General features: G+C 69.7%; 22 protein-coding genes. 8 read left to right on the top strand and 14 right to left on the bottom strand.

Features of this window, described 5'->3' with window-relative positions; genetic code table 11:
- Positions 1-8: 8 nt before the first annotated feature.
- The 3 genes from ykgO to ylqF form a co-directional block, all read right to left on the bottom strand.
- Positions 9-158: a type B 50S ribosomal protein L36 gene (ykgO, locus tag AC07YS_RS10095; protein ID WP_013542562.1), complete on the bottom strand. Its 150-nt coding sequence runs from the start codon at positions 156-158 to the stop codon at positions 9-11.
- Between the two features lie 104 nt (positions 159-262).
- Positions 263-721 (bottom strand): Fur family transcriptional regulator, encoded by a 459-nt coding sequence (locus AC07YS_RS10100; protein WP_095746174.1) that lies wholly within the window; start codon positions 719-721, stop codon positions 263-265.
- 54 nt (positions 722-775) lie between these two features.
- Positions 776-1,753: a ribosome biogenesis GTPase YlqF gene (ylqF, locus tag AC07YS_RS10105; protein WP_495270094.1), complete on the bottom strand. Its 978-nt coding sequence runs from the start codon at positions 1,751-1,753 to the stop codon at positions 776-778.
- 216 nt (positions 1,754-1,969) lie between these two features.
- On the opposite strand from ylqF, the gene bamE reads away from it, so the two are divergent.
- The 3 genes from bamE to AC07YS_RS10120 all read left to right on the top strand — a co-directional run bounded on the left by bamE (position 1,970) and on the right by AC07YS_RS10120 (position 3,626).
- Positions 1,970-2,569: an outer membrane protein assembly factor BamE domain-containing protein gene (bamE, locus tag AC07YS_RS10110; protein WP_495270093.1), complete on the top strand. Its 600-nt coding sequence runs from the start codon at positions 1,970-1,972 to the stop codon at positions 2,567-2,569.
- 160 nt (positions 2,570-2,729) lie between these two features.
- A complete protein-coding gene (locus tag AC07YS_RS10115; protein ID WP_070062567.1) occupies positions 2,730-3,158 on the top strand; it encodes a CBS domain-containing protein in 429 nt (142 codons plus the stop codon).
- 105 nt (positions 3,159-3,263) lie between these two features.
- Positions 3,264-3,626 (top strand): HPF/RaiA family ribosome-associated protein, encoded by a 363-nt coding sequence (locus AC07YS_RS10120; RefSeq protein WP_062476985.1) that lies wholly within the window; start codon positions 3,264-3,266, stop codon positions 3,624-3,626.
- Positions 3,627-3,638: 12 nt separating this feature from the next.
- Here AC07YS_RS10120 and AC07YS_RS10125 read toward each other — a convergent pair whose 3' ends face one another.
- From AC07YS_RS10125 to AC07YS_RS10155, 7 genes are all read right to left on the bottom strand, one after another.
- On the bottom strand, positions 3,639-4,100 hold the full coding sequence (locus tag AC07YS_RS10125) for a MerR family transcriptional regulator (RefSeq protein ID WP_159270920.1): 462 nt from the start codon (positions 4,098-4,100) through the stop codon (positions 3,639-3,641).
- On the bottom strand, positions 4,090-4,506 hold the full coding sequence (locus tag AC07YS_RS10130) for a nuclear transport factor 2 family protein (RefSeq protein WP_095948937.1): 417 nt from the start codon (positions 4,504-4,506) through the stop codon (positions 4,090-4,092). The genes AC07YS_RS10125 and AC07YS_RS10130 overlap by 11 nt, the downstream gene beginning before the upstream one ends.
- A 104-nt stretch (positions 4,507-4,610) precedes the next feature.
- Positions 4,611-5,537, bottom strand: a complete 927-nt coding sequence (locus tag AC07YS_RS10135; RefSeq protein ID WP_492727849.1) for an SDR family NAD(P)-dependent oxidoreductase — start codon at positions 5,535-5,537, stop codon at positions 4,611-4,613.
- 122 nt (positions 5,538-5,659) lie between these two features.
- Complete coding sequence (locus tag AC07YS_RS10140; protein ID WP_139706529.1) at positions 5,660-6,040, bottom strand: response regulator transcription factor; 381 nt, start codon at positions 6,038-6,040, stop codon at positions 5,660-5,662.
- A 152-nt stretch (positions 6,041-6,192) separates the two neighbouring features.
- A complete protein-coding gene (gene gshA, locus AC07YS_RS10145) occupies positions 6,193-7,749 on the bottom strand; it encodes a glutamate--cysteine ligase (protein ID WP_062477001.1) in 1,557 nt (518 codons plus the stop codon).
- Between the two features lie 165 nt (positions 7,750-7,914).
- Positions 7,915-8,232, bottom strand: coding sequence for a putative quinol monooxygenase (locus AC07YS_RS10150; RefSeq protein WP_159270917.1), 318 nt, complete (start codon positions 8,230-8,232; stop codon positions 7,915-7,917).
- A gap of 76 nt (positions 8,233-8,308) precedes the next feature.
- Positions 8,309-8,971: an alpha/beta hydrolase gene (locus AC07YS_RS10155; protein ID WP_495273717.1), complete on the bottom strand. Its 663-nt coding sequence runs from the start codon at positions 8,969-8,971 to the stop codon at positions 8,309-8,311.
- Positions 8,972-9,138: 167 nt separating this feature from the next.
- Here AC07YS_RS10155 and AC07YS_RS10160 point away from each other — a divergent pair, with 167 nt between their 5' ends.
- Complete coding sequence (locus AC07YS_RS10160; protein WP_062477006.1) at positions 9,139-9,618, top strand: Fur family transcriptional regulator; 480 nt, start codon at positions 9,139-9,141, stop codon at positions 9,616-9,618.
- Positions 9,619-9,642: 24 nt separating this feature from the next.
- Positions 9,643-10,296: an FMN-binding negative transcriptional regulator gene (locus AC07YS_RS10165; protein WP_369646325.1), complete on the top strand. Its 654-nt coding sequence runs from the start codon at positions 9,643-9,645 to the stop codon at positions 10,294-10,296.
- 13 nt (positions 10,297-10,309) lie between these two features.
- Here AC07YS_RS10165 and zigA read toward each other — a convergent pair whose 3' ends face one another.
- Entirely contained in the window at positions 10,310-11,503 is a 1,194-nt protein-coding gene (gene zigA, locus AC07YS_RS10170) for a zinc metallochaperone GTPase ZigA (RefSeq protein ID WP_495268349.1), read from the bottom strand.
- 110 nt (positions 11,504-11,613) lie between these two features.
- On the opposite strand from zigA, the gene AC07YS_RS10175 reads away from it, so the two are divergent.
- Both AC07YS_RS10175 and AC07YS_RS10180 read left to right on the top strand, forming a co-directional pair.
- On the top strand, positions 11,614-12,030 hold the full coding sequence (locus tag AC07YS_RS10175) for a hypothetical protein (RefSeq protein WP_495268350.1): 417 nt from the start codon (positions 11,614-11,616) through the stop codon (positions 12,028-12,030).
- 30 nt (positions 12,031-12,060) lie between these two features.
- Positions 12,061-12,639 (top strand): GNAT family N-acetyltransferase, encoded by a 579-nt coding sequence (locus AC07YS_RS10180; RefSeq protein ID WP_495268351.1) that lies wholly within the window; start codon positions 12,061-12,063, stop codon positions 12,637-12,639.
- 2 nt (positions 12,640-12,641) lie between these two features.
- On the opposite strand, the gene AC07YS_RS10185 is transcribed toward AC07YS_RS10180, so the two are convergent.
- Positions 12,642-13,553, bottom strand: coding sequence for an SDR family oxidoreductase (locus tag AC07YS_RS10185; protein WP_495268352.1), 912 nt, complete (start codon positions 13,551-13,553; stop codon positions 12,642-12,644).
- A 64-nt stretch (positions 13,554-13,617) separates the two neighbouring features.
- The gene (locus tag AC07YS_RS10190) at positions 13,618-14,490 is read right to left on the bottom strand and encodes a helix-turn-helix transcriptional regulator (RefSeq protein WP_495268353.1); all 873 of its coding nucleotides are present in this window, start codon (positions 14,488-14,490) and stop codon (positions 13,618-13,620) included.
- 92 nt (positions 14,491-14,582) lie between these two features.
- On the opposite strand from AC07YS_RS10190, the gene AC07YS_RS10195 reads away from it, so the two are divergent.
- Entirely contained in the window at positions 14,583-15,242 is a 660-nt protein-coding gene (locus AC07YS_RS10195) for a glutathione S-transferase (RefSeq protein ID WP_495268354.1), read from the top strand.
- On the opposite strand, the gene AC07YS_RS10200 is transcribed toward AC07YS_RS10195, so the two are convergent.
- A complete protein-coding gene (locus tag AC07YS_RS10200) occupies positions 15,243-17,636 on the bottom strand; it encodes a PepSY domain-containing protein (RefSeq protein WP_495268355.1) in 2,394 nt (797 codons plus the stop codon). It lies immediately after the preceding gene.
- Positions 17,637-17,678: the final 42 nt, after the last annotated feature.

Consider the following 17,678-nt stretch of genomic DNA (forward strand, 5'->3'; position numbering starts at 1 on the left):
GCCGCGCGTCAGCGCTTGTTCTTGTTCTTTGCGCCGCCTTGCCGCGCCTTGAAGCGCGGGTTGGACTTGCAGATGACGTAGGTGCGGCCGCGCCGCGTCACCACCTGGCAATCGCGGTGACGCTTCTTGGCTTCCTTGAGCGAGGACAGGACTTGCATGTGCGTGGCCGGGGAGTTCGTTCGGACACGCGAATATACGTTATTGCGAATTCATTCTCAATAACTTTGTTGACCTTTCCCCGGCATCCGGGGCCCCGCCGTCGTCAGTGCGGCGGGTGCGCCTTCGGCGCTTTCGCGCCGGCGTCGACACAGGCGGCGCACAGGCCATGCAGCGTGACCTCGTGGTGCGTCACCTGGAAGCCCTTGGGGGCCAGGTCGTGCATCGGCCCCGGGCAGGCGTGCAGCAGGAACACCTGGCCGCACTGCGAGCAATGGAAGTAGTGATGGTGGTGGTGCCCCGCGTCGTCGCTTGCGCCGTGCGAAGCGTGATCGTGTGGATCAGCCTTGCAGGCCACTTCGTAACGCGCCGGTTCGCCCGGCAGTTCGACCTTGGCGATCTCGCCGTCGGCCAGCAGCAGCGAGACCTGGCGGTACACCGTCGACAGGCTGATCTCGGGCACGATGGCCCGTGCGTGTTCGAGGATTTCGGGGGCGGTCAGCACGCGGCCGGCGTCGCTGAAGGCGGAGAAAACGGCGTTGCGCTGGCGCGTGAGACGTTGCATCTCTCGATGATAGGGGCGGCCCGCGCGGCGTTCAGCGCGGCGCGCGCAAGACCTTCACGCGTCGGCCGTTGGGCCGCCGTCTGCCTCGGGCGCCTCGGGCTTGGCCTTGCCCTTCTTGCCGCGCGCCGCCTTCTTCGCGGCGCGCTCGGCGTCGGCGCGCTGGCCGGCAGCCAACCACTGCGCGAACTCTTCGGGCGTCTCGAGCGTGATGCGCCCCAGGTTGCCGGCGCGGAACTCGTGCATCACGATCTCGGCCGCCTTCTGCAGGTTGACCTTGCCCTTGCCCAGCAGCGCGCCGCGCTTGCGGCCGATGGTGTCGAGGACGTCTTCGTCCTTCATGCCGCCCAGGGTGGCGGCATCGAGCTCGACGAGCTTGAAGCGCGCGACGATGCCCTCGGCGTAGTTCGCCTTGAGATAGTCGAGCAGCTCCAGCGCCACCTCTTCTTCATCGAAAGCGTTGCGCCCCACCGCGCCGCTGGCCGCGAGGTTGTAGCCGCTCTTGGGCACGATGATGCGCGGCCACAGCATGCCGGGCGTGTCCCACAGATAGAAGTCGTCGGCCAGCGTGATGCGCTGCTCCAGCTTGGTGATGCCGGCCTCGTCGCCGGTCTTGGCCTTGCGCCCGCCGGTGAGCGTGTTGATGAGGGTCGACTTGCCCACGTTGGGAATGCCGCAGATCAGCACGCGCATCGGCTTGGCCATGCCGCCGCGGTTGGGCGACAGCTCGTGGCAGGCGCGCACGATGCGCTGCGCGGGCATGGTCAGGCTGGCATCGAGCGCGATGGCGCGGGTGTCGGGCAGCGCGTTGTAGTGCGCCAGCCAGGCCTCGGTGCGCGCAGGGTCGGCCAGGTCCTGCTTGTTGAGCACCTTCAGCGTGGGCCGCCCGGCCGTGAGCTCGGCCAGCATCGGGTTGGCGCTGGAGCCGGGCAGGCGCGCGTCGAGCAGTTCGATCACCACGTCGATGTCCTTCACCCGTTCGGTGATGGCCTTCTGGGTCGAATACATGTGACCGGGGAACCACTGGATCGCCATCGATGGATGCTCTTTCTTTCGCGCTGTCTGGAAGGGGACCGGCCTCGCAGGCCGGGTGCGCATTGTGAACCGGGAAACGGACCGATTCCTCGTTGCTGCGCTTTTGATAGCACCAACTGGCGTATTCACTGGCTTGTTGGCCGCCAGATCACCCCTAGAATCCGCGCGCTGCGCCCGCAGCCGTTTCAAAAAGTCACACCGAGGGAGATCCTTTTCATGGTCCAGCGCCTTGCCGCCGCCCTGCTCGCGGCCACCACCATCCTGTCCGCCACCGCTGTGCATGCCCAGCGCCCGTCGCCACCGCCCGGCCCGCTGACCGACGGCTTCCTGTGCTGCAACATGCGCACCTACGGCGACTCGATCAGCGACATCAACTACGACGAACAGGGCACGAGCGTCGTCCCCGTGGGCACGCCGGCGCGCATCACGGCCTACGACTTCCGCTTCTTCAACCTCGATCTCGCGGGCAAGCCCCAGCGCATCAAGAACGACTACAGCCGCAACATCACGCTGATCGACTTCGCCAAGCGCTATGTGGTCACCGAAGACCCCAAGCGCAAGATCGCCAGCTTTCCGCCCGCGGTGGGCGCCGCCATCCTCGCGGGCAAGGTGATGCCGGGCATGACGCGCGAACAGGTGCTGATGGCGCTGGGCTACCCGGTGGCCAGCGAGAACCCGAGCCTGGACGCGCCGGTGTGGCGCTACTGGCGCGACAGCTGGTCGGAGTTCCAGGTGAACTTCGACGCGCAGGGCCTCGTGAAGGACGTCGCGGGCAATGCCGTGGCGCTGAGCCGCGTGCTCGCCGCCGCGCCCTGAGCACCCTTGATCATCCCCGGGTTCGTGTGCGCGGCATGACACGCGCAATACCCGGGAGGGTTTTGCATCGCGAAGGGCGATTCCGCCCCTATGATTTGTCCGAAGCACGGCGCCGCCACGTGCGTCGGCCGGATCGAAACCCCTGAATGGAGTGCCTGCGATGAAACCCGTCTCCGAACTGCTCAAGCGCCACGATTCCGCCGCCTGGCGCACCTCGCCCGACACCAGTGTGTTCGACGCGCTGGCCACGCTGGCGCATTTCGAAGTGGGCGCGCTCATGGTGATGGACGGCGAAAAGCTCGTGGGCTTTTTGTCCGAGCGCGACTACACCCGCAAGGTGGCGCTGCAGGGCAAGAACTCCAAGGAGATGAAGGTCGCCGAGATCATGACGCCCGACGTGATGACCGTCACCCCGCAGACCCGCACCCGCGCCTGCATGGCGCTCATGAGCCAGCGCAAGTTCCGCCACCTGCCCGTGGTCGACGGCGACAAGGTGGTCGGCATGATCTCCATTCAAGACCTGATGGACGACATCATTTCCGAGCACGAGCAGACCATCACCCAGCTGACCAGTTACATCCAGAGCTGAGCACGCGGCCATGCCCCGGCAAAAAGGGGCAACACACCTACGCACAGGGGCACTCTTTCGGGTGCACAGTGAAGGCTCGTTCACCATCCAGCAGGGACATACGCAATGCAGATCCAGGTCAACACGAGCAATGGCATCACCAACAAGGACACGCTGGAGCGCTGGGCAGACACCGAGATCAAGCAGCACCTGAGCCGTTTCGTCGAAGACGTGACGCGCGTCGAGGTGCACCTGAGCGACGAGAACCACGACAAGGCCGGCGGCGGCGACAAGTGCTGCGTGATGGAAGCGCGCCTGGCGCACCACCAGCCGCTCGCGGTGACACAGCACGCCACCAGCCTCGACGAGGCCTTCCGCGGCGCGGCCGACAAGCTCAAGCGCCTGCTCGACAACACGCTGGGCCGCCTCAACAACCACCGCGCCCGCGATTCGATCCGCCGCGACGGCGAGGGCTTCGTCGCCGAGTAGTCGAGTCGAAGCTCAGCGCGCCGGCTTGCGCTTCGGTGCGGGCAGGCGCTGCGGCGTTTCCACCGGAATGAGCGGCGGGCGCCGCCCGTCGGCCATCCAGGCGTCGTAGAAATCGATCTTGCGATCAACCAGCGACAGCGCCTGCTGCCAGTCGGCGATCGTCTGGTGCACGCGCGCGCGGTGCGCCTCGAGCAGGTCGCGCCGCTGGCGCAGCGTGGCCTTGCCCTGCAACGCGAGCGCCGTGTAGTCGCGCATCTCGGCGATCGACATGCCGGTGCGGCGCAGCCGGTCCATCAGGTCGAGCCAGCCCACGTGCAGTTCGCCGTACACGCGCCGTCCGCCCGCGTCGCGCGCCACGCCGGGCACGAGGCCCTGCGATTCGTACCAGCGGATGGCGTGCACCGTGCGGCCCGTGCGTGCGGCCAGCTCGCCGATGTGAAACGGCGCGGCGGCAGCGCTAGAGTCAGCCGGCATGGGCAGTCGGCGCATCGAGCGCCCGCTCGACCAGCGCGGTGTCGAAGTACTCGGTCAATGTCTTCACCTGGCCTCCTTCGAGTCGGTAGACGTAGCAATAGCGGTTGTTGTAGCGCTTGCCGGCCTTGGTGGGCACGTCGCCGCTGAACAGCACCACCACGCGGTCGCCTTCCGCAATGATGCATTCGGTCTTGCTCACATAGGGCCCGGCGAACTGCCCGAACAGCGGCTTGATCAGCTCCTCGCGGATCGCCTGCTTGCCCTGGTACGTGCGCGACCAGGGCGTGCTGCCTTCCAGCGTCCAGCTGGCGTCGTCGGCCAGGCTGTCGATGAAGGCCTGGCCGTTGCCCTTGTCCAGCTCCGCGTGGATGCGCTGGACCAGGGCCTTGTTGTCGATCGTGTGCATGGCGTGATTTCCTTGGATGAATGAAGACACCGGACATCCGGTGAATTCATTGGAAATGCTCGAGTGCGCTCGAAGTCAAGCGCCCTGCACCGCGTGACGAAGGCTCAGCGTCGGCCGGCGTTCGCCTGGCCCTTGGCGACTTCGTTCGCGCCCTGGGCGGTGCCGCTTTGCGGCACGGCCTCGCCCTCGCGCGCGGTCACTTCCGACAGGCGCGCGGCCAGTTGCTCGGGCGTGTCGGCGGCAATGCCCAGCCAGGCGCCCTGCGTCAGCGTGATGTGGGCGGCCTCGAAGGTGCCGGCGCCGGCGCAGAGGATCGTGCGGTTGGGCGCGTCCTGCGCGGCCAGCACCAGCATCGCGGGCACCACGGCCTCGGGGCGGAAGGCCTCGAGCATGTCCTTGGGGAACAGGTCTTCCGTCATGCGCGTGGCGGCGGTGGGCGCCAGGCAGTTCACGCGGATGTCGTTCTTGGCGCCTTCGATGCTCAGCGTCTGCATGAGGCCCACCAGCGCCAGCTTGGCGGCGCCGTAGTTGCTCTGGCCGAAGTTGCCGTACAGGCCCGAGGACGAGGTGGTCATCACGATGCGGCCGTACTTCTGCTCGTTCATGAGCGCCCAGACGGCCTTGGTGCAGTTCACGGCGCCCATCAGGTGCACGTCGACCACCAGCTTGAAATCGTCCAGTTCCATCTTGGCGAAGCTCTTGTCGCGCAGGATGCCGGCGTTGTTCACCAGGATGTCGACGCGGCCCCAGGCGTCGACCGCCTGCTTGACCATGGCCTGCACGGCCTCGAAGTCGGTCACCGAGGCGCCGTTGGCAATGGCTTCGCCGCCGGCCGCCTTGATCTCGTCGACCACCGCCTGTGCGGCGCTGACCGAGCCGCCGGAGCCGTCGCGCGCGCCGCCCAGGTCGTTGACCACCACCTTGGCGCCGCGCGCCGCCAAGGCCAGCGCATGCTGGCGGCCCAGGCCGCCGCCCGCGCCGGTCACGATGGCCACGCGGCCCTGGAAGTCGATGGAGGTGCTGTTGCTCATGAGGTCTCTGCTCGCTGTCTGAACTGTGTGGGTCGGTGTTGGTGAGGGTTGCCAATTGACAACAACCCAACGTTTTACCTCAGTTCCCCGCCCCGTTCGCCGCCGGGCGCCCCCGGCGGGAGTCACCCATGCGACGGCTGGACGGTGGCGCAGTACGCCACCAACTGGTCGAGTTCGGCTGATTTGTCGAAGAAGGCGTCGGCACCCAGCTGCTGCGAGCGCAGGCGCATGTCGGCGGTGGCGTAGTTGCTGAGCACCACCACCTTCTGGTGCGGCGAGCGCTGGCGGCAGGCGTTCAGCACGGCCAGGCCGTTGCCGCGCTGCAGGAACAGGTCGACGATGGCCAGGTCCCAATCGCTCTTGTGATCGCGCAGCCAGTCGAGCGCTTCGTCGGCGGTGCTGGCCGAGGCGATCACGTGCGCATCGACCACGTCCTCGAGAAAGTCGACCAGGTTCTCGCGGATCACCGGACTGTCCTCGACCAGGTAGGCATGGAGCGTCATGGTGGGTGTCTCGGGTCCGGAACTGGGCAGCGCATGACGCCATCTTCCGGGCTGGCCGCCGCGCCACGGTGAGCCGGACAGGTCAATGGCTGTAGGCCATCGGCCAGCGGCGCTGTCGGCATGCGCCGGCCGGCGCCGCCGGGGTGACCGTCTCAGGCCGCGACCGGCAGGCGGCCGGGGGCCATGCCCAGGCGCGCCGGCGAGACGTACTGCTCGCGGTAGATCTCGAAGGGCATGGTGTCGGCCGCCTCGATGCGCTTTTGCGCCTGGATCGACTCGGCCGTCATCTGCTCGAACCCGGCCTGCTGCGCGGCCGAGAACGGCAGCGCCAGCAGCGCGGCGCGGGTCTGCTCCGACTGGGCGCGCACGAAGCCGACGAAGGAGTTGCCGTGCTGCTGCTCGATGGCCGCGAGCACGCGGGCCGAGGGCAGGCTGTCGGGGTTCTCGAGGCCGGCCTTGGCGGCGCGCACCGCGTCGACGTGCTGCGTGCCGCCCTGCGCCGCGTCGAGCGCGGCGGCAATCGGCAGGCACTGCTCGACCAGCTCCAGGCCCCAGTCGGTGAGCCCGACCTCGCGCCCGTCGCGGCGCAGCTTCAGCCCCGGCTCACGGCCGCGCGCGGCCGTGAGGTGCTGGTTCTGCGCCAGGTCGGCGATTTCTTGCGGCGTGTCGTCGGGGCTGTCGTTCAGCAGGCAGTGCAGCAGGAACACGTCGATGAAGCGCATGGTCTGCGCATTGATGCCGACGGTCTCGAAGGGGTCGAGGTCCATCAGGCGCACCTCGACGTACTCCACGCCGCGCTCGCGCAGCGCATGCAGCGGGCGCTCGCCGGAGTGGATGACGCGCTTGGGGCGGATGGTGCCGTAGAACTCGTTCTCGATCTGCAGCAGGCTGGTGCCCAGCTGGTTGTAGTCGCCGCCCAGGTTGCGGATGCCGATGGCCTCGTAGGCCGGCCACGGGCGCGTGAGCGCGTCCTGCAGCGAGGCGCCGTAGCCCTCCAGGCTGTTGTAGCTCACGGCCAGCGAGGCCTGCGCCTCGCTCTGGTAGCCCAGGCGGCCCATGCGCAGCGATGTGCCGTGCGGCATGTACATGCTGCCGTCGCCCAGCGGCTGCAGCTCGTGCGGGCGGCCCGCGACGAAGCTCGAACACAGGGCCGGCGAGGCGCCGAACAGGTACAGCAGCAGGAAGGCCTGGCGGCGGAAGTTGCGGATGAGCGCGAAGTACTCTTCGCTCGACACCTCCGGCAGCGACCAGTTGTAGTGGATGCCCGAAATGGTCTGCATGCGGCGGCCATAGCGATGGCTCAGGCCCATGCGGTACACGCTCTTGGCGCGGCCCACGTTCGACGAGCCGTAGCGGCCGATCGGAATGGTCTCGTCGGTCGGCAGGCCGCAGGGCATGCTCGACACCCACAGGCGCTCGTCGCCGAGCTGGTCGAGCACGCGGTAGGTGAACTGGTGCACCCGCGTGAGCTCTTCGAGCGCCGACTCCACGCCCGCGTGCACGCCCGTGATGAGTTCGAGCTGCGATTCGCTGAAGTCGGTCGTGATGTGCGGATGCGTGAGCGCCGAGCCCAGCGCCAGCGGATGCGGCGTGAGGGCCAGCTTGCCGTCGGGCAGCGCGCGCAGGCTTTCCTTCTCGATGCCGCGACGCATTCCCTTCAATCGCGCGGCCGGGAGTGCACCCAGCCTCTCCTGCAATCTGTTGCTCATGTTCTTATGACCCATCAATCTTCTGTGGGGCTGGAAGGTAGCACGGGCGGACAGGCACTGCTGAAGCAGGGAATCCCGCATCCGGCTATGCTGTTTTTTGCTACTTTTTTCATAGCTACCCTCTCAAATACCACCGGCCTTTCGGCGCGCAGCGGGGTTCGAAATTCAGGCCTTGGCGCGGCCCGCCGACAGGTCGATCTCTTCCGACTGGTAGACATGGATCGACGGCACGCCGTCGGCCATGGCCGCGAGCGCCTTGCCGAAAGCGCGCGACGCATCGACGCGAAAGTGCGCCTGCAGCGCCGCCATGTCGCTCCAGCGCTCCACGAAGGTGAGCTGCAGCGGGTCTTGCACGTCGGTCGTGACGTCGTGCGAGATGCAGCCGGGCTCGGCGCGCGAGCGCAGCACGTGTTCCACGCTGATGGCCAGCATCGCCTGCAGGGTGTCGGCCTTTGCCAGCGCGTGTCCGATGACCAGGATCATGGGGGTCTCCTTCTGTGCGTTCTTGCGGGGTGACAGGATCAGGATGGATGCGCGCGCGGCCCGGCGTGGCGGGCCTTCAGCCGAACACGCGCAGCAGGAAGTGGTTGAGGTCGGCGATCTCTTCCATGCAGACCGAGTGCGCCATCTGGTATTCGTGCCATTCGACGGGGTGGGCCAGCGCCACCAGCGCGTCGCGCGACTGTTCGGCGCGCGCCAGCGGCACCACCGGGTCCTGCCGGCCGTGCGCGAGGAACACGGGCGTGTCGTGGTTGGCGCCGTGGCGCTCGGCCGCCGTGGTCGCAGCGATCGGCAGGTAGCCCGAAAGGCCGACGATGCCGGCCAGCCGCTCGCCGTAGCGCAGCCCCGTCATCAGCGCCATCGCGCAGCCTTGTGAGAAGCCGGCCACCACGATGCGGTGGGCGGGGATGCCGCGTGCTTTTTCGTTGGCGATGAGGGCCTCGATGCTCGCCTGCGAGCGGCGCAGGCCGGCCTCGTCCTCGCGCGCCACCAGATCGGCCACCGCGATGTCGTACCAGGCGGGCATCTCGTAGCCGCCGTTGATGGTCACGGGAATGACGGGCGCGTTGGGGAACACGAAGCGCACCGGGCCCACGGCCGACAGGTCGAGTTCGCCGGCGATCGGCACGAAGTCGTTGCCGTCGGCACCCAGGCCGTGCATCAGGATCACCGAGGCGGTGGGGTTCGGGGCGGTTTCGATTTCGATGGGGGGACGGGACATGGTCAACGAAGGTATTCAGGAATGCGAATGCCCAGACCTTAGCGCATTCGGGCGACCCGGGCCGCGGCGAAACGGCCGGTTGGCTGACTTGCACCTCGCAACATCCGGGCCCCCGGCTGTCCTTGCCGTCGCAAGGGGGCGCCGGATGCAACACAATGGCGTTTCGCATGAAGACCACCCCGAACCCGTCCCCGAAGACCTCGTCGCCCGGCCCCGCCTTCGACAGCGAGGCGCTGCTGCGCGGCAGCGGGCTGCGCGTGACGCGCGCCGCCCAGACCGTGCTCGAGCTGCTCGAACACGGCTCGCAGCCGCTGACCCACGAGGAAGTGGCCGCCGCCTACACCGCCGCCACGGGCGAGCCGCCCGACCGCGTCACGCTCTACCGCGTGCTCGACCGGCTGGTCGAGGCCGGCCTGTGCGACCGCCGCGTGGGCGCCGACCGGGTCAACCGCTTCGCGCGGCACGTCGACACCGCCTCGGGCAACACCTTCGAATGCGACCAGTGCCACAAGGTGCTGGCCCTGCCCTCCGACCCCGAACTGCCCAAGGTGATGGGCCGGCTCGGCAAGGCGCTGCGCAAGCAGGGCATCGACACGCGGCACACGGCGCTCACGCTGCACGGCATGTGCGGCGACTGTGCGCGGTAGCTCGCCGAGCCGATCAGGCCGCGCGTGTACGTCTCCCGGCACCACCGCCAGCCCGACCTCGGCGCGAGCCACGCGCTGATCGACGCGCATCCGCTGGGCGCCTGGGTCGTGCCAGGCGCCGACGGACTGGTCGCCAACCACCTGCCCTTTCTGCTCGACCGCTCGCGCGGCCCGTTCGGCACGCTGCTCGGCCACGTGTCGCGCGCCAATCCCGTGTGGCGTCAGCTCGATGCCCCGGCTGCTTCGGTCGTGATGTTCCAGGGGCCGCAGGCCTACATCACGCCCGGCTGGTACCCCGGCAAGGCCGAGCACGGCCAGGTGGTGCCGACCTGGAACTACGCCGTCGCCCATGCGCACGGCATCGCGCGCGCCATCGACGACGAAGCCTGGCTGCTCGACCTGCTCGCGCGGCTGACCGCGGCGAACGAGGCCGGCCAGCCCGTACCCTGGCAGACCACGGACGCGCCCGAGACCTTCATCCGCAAGCTGGCGCGCGCCGTGGTGGGCATCGAGATCCCCATCGACCGCCTCGAAGGCAAGCTCAAGGCCAGCCAGGACGAAGCCCTGCAGGACCGTCAAGGCACGGTGCAGGGCCTGGCCGCCGTCGGCAGCGAGAACGCGTCGGCCATGGCCCGGCTGGTGCAACAGGCGATGCAGCCCGGCAGCGCCGGCGACTGAACCGCCCGCGCGCTCACGCGTTCCACGACGGAAACGGATCGGGCAGGTTCTGCCACCACGAGGGGCCGAAGCGCATCTCGTTGGGCGTGAGCAGGCAGGCATCGAGCCGCGCGCGCAATGCGGCTTCATCCATGCCGATGCCGATCAGCACCAGCTCCTGGCGCGCGTCGCCGGTGGCGTCGTCCCAGTTCTTGCGGATGAGTTCGAGCCCGTCGGGGTCGGTCGGCCAGTGCTCGCGCGGCACGGCCGCCCACCACAGGCCCGCCACGCCGTAGCGGCAGGCACCGCCGGCCTGCGACCACGCACCCGCGCGGGTCGGCCGGCTCGCGAGCCAGAAGAAGCCCTTGGAGCGCACCACGCCTTCCCACTCACTCTGCACCAGGTCCCAGAAGCGCTGCGGATGGAACGGCAGGCGCGACCGGTAGACGAAGCTGCGGATGCCGTAGGCCTCGCTCTCGGGCACATGCTCGCCGCGCAGCTCGGCCAGCCAGCCGGGCGCCTGCTCGGCCTGCTCGAAATCGAACAGGCCCGTGTCGAGCACGCGGTCGAGTGCGACGCGGCCGAACTCCGACTCTTCGATGCGCGCACGCGGGTTGAGGCTGCGCAAGATGGCCATCAGCCGCTCGCGCTCCTCGCCCGTCACGAGGTCGGTCTTGTTGACCACGAGCACATCGCAGAACTCGATCTGCTCGATCAGCAGGTCGACCACGGTGCGCGTGTCTTCGTCGCCCAGCGACTGGCCGCGCTGGCCCAGGCTGTCGGGCGAGCCGTAGTCGCGCAGGAAGTTGAAGGCATCGACCACAGTGACCATGGTGTCCAGCCGCGCCACGTCGGCCAGGCTCTGGCCGTCTTCGCCCGCGAAGGTGAAGGTCTCGGCCACGGGCAGCGGCTCGGAGATGCCGGTCGATTCGATCACGAGCTGGTCGAAGCGCCCTTCCTTGGCGAGCCGCTTCACCTCGATCAGCAGGTCTTCGCGCAGCGTGCAGCAGATGCAGCCGTTGCTCATCTCGACCAGCTTCTCGTCGGTGCGCGACAGCGCGGCGCCGCCTTCGCGCACCAGCGCCGCGTCGATGTTGACCTCGCTCATGTCGTTGACGATCACCGCCACGCGGCGGCCCTCGCGGTTGTGCAGGATGTGGTTGAGCAGCGTGGTCTTGCCGGCGCCCAGGAAGCCGGACAGCACGGTGACGGGAAGACGATCGGCCATGAGGGCAGGCTCCGTAGTTGCAACAGAATTGCATTATATGGATTGACGCAACTCAGTTGCATTTCATGCAAACGTGACCGACAGGCGCGCGCTCGCCTACCATCCAGCGCATGACCGATTTCTCTGCCTTCGTCGCCCCGCCGCCCTCCGACGCGCCGCACGCGGCCGTCGTCGCCGCCGCGTCGACCTGCCTCGACCGCTTCACCGCCGCGTTCAACGCCTCGGACACGCGCGGCATGGATGCCGAGCTGCACTTTCCGCACACGATGCTCTCGGGCGCGCAGCGGCTCGATTGGCCCGCGCCCGGCCAGCACCCGGTGGATTTCTTCGACACGCTCAAGGCCGGCGGCTGGGCCTCCACGCAGTACGAGAAAAAGGAGCCGGTGCTCGTGAGCCACGACAAGGTGCACTTCGTCGTGCACTACACGCGGCGCGATGCGGCCGGCGCGGTGCTCAGCACGCACGCCAACCTCTGGATCGTCGTGCAGGCCGAGGGGCGCTGGGGCATCGCCCTGCGCTCGTACTGAATGAATCCGAACAAAAAAGGACCGCGTCCCATGTCCCCCTCCGCCCTGCAACTCGTCTGGCCGTCGCCCGATCACCTGCCCGGCTACATCGCCGCACTGGAGCGCGGCTGGTCGCCCAACAACCTGCGCGCCGAAGCCGGCCGCGAAGAGCTGGCGCTGATCCGCACCGACCCCGACCGCTTTCTCGCCGGCCTCGTCGACCGCGAAGCCAAGGGCCCGCCCATCGCGCTGCCCACCTGCGGCACCGTGCCGCGGCTGCCGGGCTACCGGCGCTGGCTCTGGGACGGCGAGTTCTGCGGCAGCATCCAGCTGCGCTGGCAGCCGGGCACCAACGCCCTGCCTTCGTACTGCCTCGGCCACATCGGCTACGGCGTGGTGCCGTGGAAAAGCGGCCGGGGCTACGCCACCGCCGCGCTGCGCGCGCTGCTGCCCGATGCGCGCGCCATCGGCCTGGACCACGTCGAGATCACGACCAGCCCCGACAACCTCGCCTCGCAGCGCGTGATCCGCGCCAACGGCGGCGTGCTGGTCGAGGAGTTCATCACCGAGCCCGGGCTTGGCGGCGCGCCCGAACTGCGCTTTCGCATCGACGTGCGCGCACTCGGCTGACGCTACATCTCGAACGCCTCGACCTGCCGCCCATCGATGTCGGTGAAGCCGTAGGCACGCGCCAGGTCGGCCACGCGCAGCACCTGGCCGGTCTTGTCGAGCACCTGCGCATCGCCCGCCAGCGCGGCCACGGCGCGGCCCAGGTAGCGCGGCGATTCGGTGCGCGCCAGCGCGGGGCGCTCCTGCCAGTGCGCCTCGTCGGTCTTGTGGCCCGCGAGCACGAACTCGGTGCGCATCCAGCCCGGCGACACCGCCACCGAAGCCACGCCGTGCGGTTGCAACTCCTGCGCGATGCCGAAGGCCAGCCGCGTCATCGACGCCTTGGCGAGGTCGTAGAACAGGTTGCCGCGCAGGTAGTGGCCGCGGTCCCAGAAGGTGGTGGTGACGATCAGGCCCTGCTTGCGCGCCACCATGCCCGGCGCGGCGCAGCGGCTGGCCACGAGGTGGTTGCGCACGCCGCGGTCGAACATCGAATCCCAGTTGGAGAGCGGGTGTTCCCAGAACGGCGCCTCGAAGACACCCGTGAAGCTTTCGTGGCCGCCCCAGGCGTTGTTCACGAGCAGGTCGAGCCGGCCCTGCTCGCGCTCGACGCGCGCGAACAGCGCCGCCACCTCGTCTTCCTTCGTGTGGTCGCAGGCCACGGCGATGCCGCGCCCGCCGAATTGCGTGACCTCGTCGGCGGTGTCGTCGATGGTGCCGGGCAAGGCAGCCAGCTCGGACAGGGCGAGCAGCTGCCCGTAGCTGTCGGCCGGCCGCGCGCGGGTGCTGCGCCCGGTCACGTACACGGTGGCGCCGGCCGCGCCCAGTTCCTGCGCGATGCCGCGGCCCGCGCCGCGGCTGGCGCCGGTGACCACGGCCACGCGGCCCGCCAGCGGACGGTGCGCGGCATCAGGGGTGGAGGGGGCTGCTGTCATGTGTCGTTGCTCCTTCGTTCGGTGAGGGTCCTTGGGCAGGACAAGCGGCCACGATAGGCCGGCCTCAGCGCGCCGTCTTGGAAGAAACCGAAACCCGGCGCCCGAGGAACTCGGTGGGCGTCACGCCGCACAGGGCGCGGAACTCGTTGACGAGGTGCGACTGGTCGTAGAACCCATGGTCCAGCGCCATGTCGGCCCAGGCCGGCGCGCTGTGCAGGCGCAGCGCGCGCAGACAGGCATGCAGCCGCGCGAGCCGGCCCCAGGCGCGCGGCGACAGCCCGACGTGCGCATGAAAGAGCTGCTGCAACCGGCGCTCGCCCACGCCGACCGCCTGCGCCACCTCGCGCAATGCCTGGCGCCCGTCGGCGGCGGCGATGAGCCGCGCGGCGTGCATCGCGGCGGCCGGCGGCGTGCCGTCGCCGGCTTTCTGCAGGCGCTTCATCAGGGCCTGTTGCAGCAGGTCGGCGCGTGCGGCATCGCCGTGCGCTTCGGCCATGCGCGCGAGCAGCGTCGTGCCCTCGCCGCCCCAGAGTTCGTCCAGGTGCACCGCGCGGCCCGCGATCTCGCCGGCCGACACGCCCAGCAGCGCCGCCGCCGCGCCGGGGCGCAGCGCCACCGACAGGCCTTCCACCGTGTCGCGCATCCGCACCACGGCGGGCGCGGCGAAGGCGCCGATGGCTTCGACCGCCTGCCCCGGCGCGTCGTCGGCCGAGGGCGCATCACCGAAGTTGAAGACCAGCCGGATCGCACCGTCGGGCAGCACGCGCTCGCGCACCTCGTGGCCGGGCGCGAAGGTCTCGCGGTACATCAGCAGGTGCGAGACATGCGACCGCAGCGCCGGCGCGATCGGCAGCACCTGCAGCGTGCCGTCGGGCACGCCCGACTCCGGCCCGTGCAGCGGGTCGTCGTGAAGCCGGAGGAAAAGGCGTTCGCCCATGGCGGTCGATTGTGAGGAAAAACCCGCCGCCGCGCGACCGGGCGGGCACGGGCCGACAATCGGCTGGCGCCCCTTGTCCACCCGTCGTTCACATGCCCGATTCCGCCCTCCCCGTGCTCTATTCGTTCCGCCGCTGCCCCTATGCGATGCGGGCCCGGCTCGCGCTGGTGGCGAGCGGGCAGCACTGCGAGTTGCGCGAGATCGAGCTGAAGCGCAAGCCCGCCGAGATGCTCTCGGCCTCGCCCAAGGGCACGGTGCCCGTGCTGGTGCTCGATGGCGGCGCGACGGTGCTGGAGCAAAGCCTGGACGTGATGCTGTGGGCGCTGCGCCGCCACGATCCGCTGCGCTGGCTGGTCCCGGAGCGCGGCACGCTCGACGAGTTGCTCGCACTGATCGCCGCCTGCGACAACGACTTCAAGCCGCTGCTCGACCGCTACAAATACCCGGCGCGTTACCCCGCGTCGGAAGGCTCCGCACGTGACGACGGCGCGCGCTTTCTGCAAGGGCTCGATGATCGACTCGCGATGTCAGCGCAACTGGCCGGCGCGCACGCCACGCTGGCCGATGCGGCGCTGATGCCTTTCGTGCGCCAGTTCGCAATGGTCGATGCGACCTGGTTCGACGCTCAGCCGTGGCCGCGCCTGCAGGCCTGGCTGGCAGGCTGGACCGCGTCGGAGCTGTTCGCACGCGTCATGACCAAGTACGCGCCCTGGCAGGCGGGCGAACCGGGCGTGGACTTTCCGCCCGCCTGATCAGTACACGTCGCGGCGATAGCGCCCTTCGGCGATGAGCGCGTCCATGCCGCTCTCGCCCAGCACCTCGGTGAGCGCTGCATCCACGCCCGGCGCCATGCCTTCGAGGCTGCCGCAGACGAAGACGATCGCGCCCTCTTCGTCCACCCACTGCTTCAGCACCTCGCCAGCCTCGCGCAGGCGGTCCTGCACGTACACGCGCTGCGCCTGGTCACGCGAGTAGACGAAGTCGGCGCGCGCGACCAGACCACCGGCCTGCCATGCCGCGACCTCGTCCGCGCCGAAGCCGTCGTGCGCCGCCTGCCGCTCGCCGAACACCAGCCAGTTGCGGCCATGCCCGCGGCGCGCACGCTCGCGCAGCAGCGCGCGCAGGCCCGCAAAGCCCGAGCCGTTGCCGATGAAGATGCAGGGCCGCGCGTCGTCGGGCAGCGCGAAGCCCGGGTTGGCGACGAGGCGCAGCGCGAGTTCCGTGCCCATCGGCGCGCCGACCGTGAGCCAGCCCGAGGCCACGCCCAGGCCGTTGTCGTGCCGTGCCTGGCGCACCAGCAGCTGGACGGCACCGTCGGACGGAATCGACGCGACCGAATAGCTGCGCGGCGCGGGCGCCGGGGCACCGTCGTCGTGCATCTGGCGCGGCACGATCTCGACCAGTGCGCCGGGCACCCAGTCCATCGTGCTGCCATCGACGCGCCGCAGCTCGATCTCGAACAGCGGATCGCCCTGGCTGCCCGCATTGAGCAGGCGCCGGCCGTCGAGCCGCCAGGCTTCGAAAGCCGGCGCGGTCGACACGGGCCACGCGGCATCGCGCACCCCGAAGGTTTCGCGCAGCGCATCGTGCCAACGCGCGAGCGCTGCCGGGTCTTCGCCGTCCACCTCGACCATGGGGAACAGCGGCTGCGCACCCTGGTTGTGCAGGTCGTGGTCGAGCTTGCGGCCGAAGCCGCAGAAGGTCGCGTAGTGGCGGTCGCCCAGCGCGAGCAGGCCGTAGCGCAGATGGCGCAGACCCGGGCCGCCTTGCCGCGCGAATGCACGGGCAAAGGCACGCGCGCTGTCGGGCGGCTCGCCCTCGCCGAAGCTGCTGGCCACCCACAGCACCTGGCGGAAATGCAGCAGCGCATCGGCACTCAGCGCGGACACGGGCCGCACCACCGCCGCGACACCGGCGGCCTGCAACGCGCCGGCCGTCTGCAGCGCGAGGCGCTCGGCATGGCCGGTCTGGCTCGCGAAGGCGACCAGCACCTGCCCCGCGTCGCCCGCCGCGGCGGGCACGGCGGCCGCATCGAGCCGCGCGCGCTCGGCGCGCACGGCCTTCGCGGTGCGGCGGCGGCCGAGGTACATCATCCAGCCGCTGATCGCGAACAGCGCGAGCCCCAGGCTCGTGAGCATCATCACGATGCGCCCCGGCAGGCCCCAGTAGGTGCCCATGTGCAGCGGGTAGATGCTGTTCACGAAGCGGCCCATGGGCGGCTTGTCGGCATAGCGTTCGTGGCGCAGCGTCTCGCCGGTCGCGGCCTGCAGGTACAGGCGGTTGCGCGCGCGCTCGTGCTCGGCATGCGTGCGCAGGTAGACGGCCTCCACCTGCGTGCCGTTGCGCGCGGGCAGCCGCAGCGTCACCTGGGTCCAGTCGCCGCCCGTGGTGTCGACGAAGGCCTGCCAGACGCGCGCCAGGTCGAGCGTCACCGGGGCATCGGCCGGCGCGCGTTCGGCACGCACTACACGGCCCTCGCCGACCGCGCCGTCGACCGCCTTGCGCAAGCCGTCGAAGGCCCAGTACATGCCGGTGGTGGTCGACACCACGTAGGCCAGCAGCGCGACGGTGCCGACCACCGCGTGCAGGTTCCACAGGAAGGCACGACCGCGCAGCGCGAAGTCGATGCGCAGCCACTGGCGCCACGCGAAGGGCCGGCGCGGCCAACGCAGGTACAGGCCCGACAGCGCCAGCAGCAGCAACAGGCCGGCCAGCGAGCCGGTGAGGGGCTTGCCGTCGTCGCGCGGCAGCAGCAGCCAGCGGTGCAGCTCCTCGACGAACTCGAAGAAGTGCTCGCCCACCGGATCGGGCAGCAGCGCGCCGGTGGCGGGATCGGCGAAGCGCGTCTCGCCGCGCCGCTCACCGGGTGGCGGCGCGAACCCGACGCGCGCGGCGCGCCCGGGCTCGGTGGAGACGGCGACAGTGGCGATGCGCCGCCCGGGCATCTCGGCCTGCACGCGCGCGACGAGCGCGGGCGGTGCCAATGCGGGTGCGGCCGAGGCCGCGGGGATCGGGTTCAGCAGGTCGGTGATCTCGGCGCGGAACGACAGCGTCGCCCCGCTCAGGCCGATGACGACCAGCACGCTGCCCGCCGTGATGCCGATGAACCAATGGATCTGGAACCAGACGCGACGCAGCAAAGCCATGAAAAACAGAAGAAAACGGGAAACAGGAAGCCCCGCCAAGGC

It is taken from the genome of Variovorax sp. GW458-11-26-14-LB1 (assembly GCF_059423965.1).

Bases quoted from the DNA above. Each gene is read 5' to 3' on its own strand.
- AC07YS_RS10180 (WP_495268351.1), top strand. From the start codon at position 12,061: ATGTCCCCCTCCGCCCTGCAACTCGTCTGGCCGTCGCCCGATCACCTG.
- ylqF (WP_495270094.1), bottom strand. From the start codon at position 1,753: ATGGCGATCCAGTGGTTCCCCGGTCACATGTATTCGACCCAGAAGGCC.
- AC07YS_RS10155 (WP_495273717.1), bottom strand. From the start codon at position 8,971: ATGTCCCGTCCCCCCATCGAAATCGAAACCGCCCCGAACCCCACCGCC.
- AC07YS_RS10135 (WP_492727849.1), bottom strand. From the start codon at position 5,537: ATGAGCAACAGCACCTCCATCGACTTCCAGGGCCGCGTGGCCATCGTG.
- AC07YS_RS10185 (WP_495268352.1), bottom strand. From the start codon at position 13,553: ATGACAGCAGCCCCCTCCACCCCTGATGCCGCGCACCGTCCGCTGGCG.
- AC07YS_RS10195 (WP_495268354.1), top strand. From the start codon at position 14,583: ATGCCCGATTCCGCCCTCCCCGTGCTCTATTCGTTCCGCCGCTGCCCC.
- AC07YS_RS10150 (WP_159270917.1), bottom strand. From the start codon at position 8,232: ATGATCCTGGTCATCGGACACGCGCTGGCAAAGGCCGACACCCTGCAG.
- AC07YS_RS10190 (WP_495268353.1), bottom strand. From the start codon at position 14,490: ATGGGCGAACGCCTTTTCCTCCGGCTTCACGACGACCCGCTGCACGGG.
- AC07YS_RS10115 (WP_070062567.1), top strand. From the start codon at position 2,730: ATGAAACCCGTCTCCGAACTGCTCAAGCGCCACGATTCCGCCGCCTGG.
- AC07YS_RS10120 (WP_062476985.1), top strand. From the start codon at position 3,264: ATGCAGATCCAGGTCAACACGAGCAATGGCATCACCAACAAGGACACG.
- AC07YS_RS10125 (WP_159270920.1), bottom strand. From the start codon at position 4,100: ATGCCGGCTGACTCTAGCGCTGCCGCCGCGCCGTTTCACATCGGCGAG.
- ykgO (WP_013542562.1), bottom strand. From the start codon at position 158: ATGCAAGTCCTGTCCTCGCTCAAGGAAGCCAAGAAGCGTCACCGCGAT.
- AC07YS_RS10100 (WP_095746174.1), bottom strand. From the start codon at position 721: ATGCAACGTCTCACGCGCCAGCGCAACGCCGTTTTCTCCGCCTTCAGC.
- AC07YS_RS10130 (WP_095948937.1), bottom strand. From the start codon at position 4,506: ATGCACACGATCGACAACAAGGCCCTGGTCCAGCGCATCCACGCGGAG.
- AC07YS_RS10200 (WP_495268355.1), bottom strand. From the start codon at position 17,636: ATGGCTTTGCTGCGTCGCGTCTGGTTCCAGATCCATTGGTTCATCGGC.
- gshA (WP_062477001.1), bottom strand. From the start codon at position 7,749: ATGAGCAACAGATTGCAGGAGAGGCTGGGTGCACTCCCGGCCGCGCGA.
- zigA (WP_495268349.1), bottom strand. From the start codon at position 11,503: ATGGCCGATCGTCTTCCCGTCACCGTGCTGTCCGGCTTCCTGGGCGCC.
- AC07YS_RS10160 (WP_062477006.1), top strand. From the start codon at position 9,139: ATGAAGACCACCCCGAACCCGTCCCCGAAGACCTCGTCGCCCGGCCCC.
- bamE (WP_495270093.1), top strand. From the start codon at position 1,970: ATGGTCCAGCGCCTTGCCGCCGCCCTGCTCGCGGCCACCACCATCCTG.
- AC07YS_RS10140 (WP_139706529.1), bottom strand. From the start codon at position 6,040: ATGACGCTCCATGCCTACCTGGTCGAGGACAGTCCGGTGATCCGCGAG.
- AC07YS_RS10175 (WP_495268350.1), top strand. From the start codon at position 11,614: ATGACCGATTTCTCTGCCTTCGTCGCCCCGCCGCCCTCCGACGCGCCG.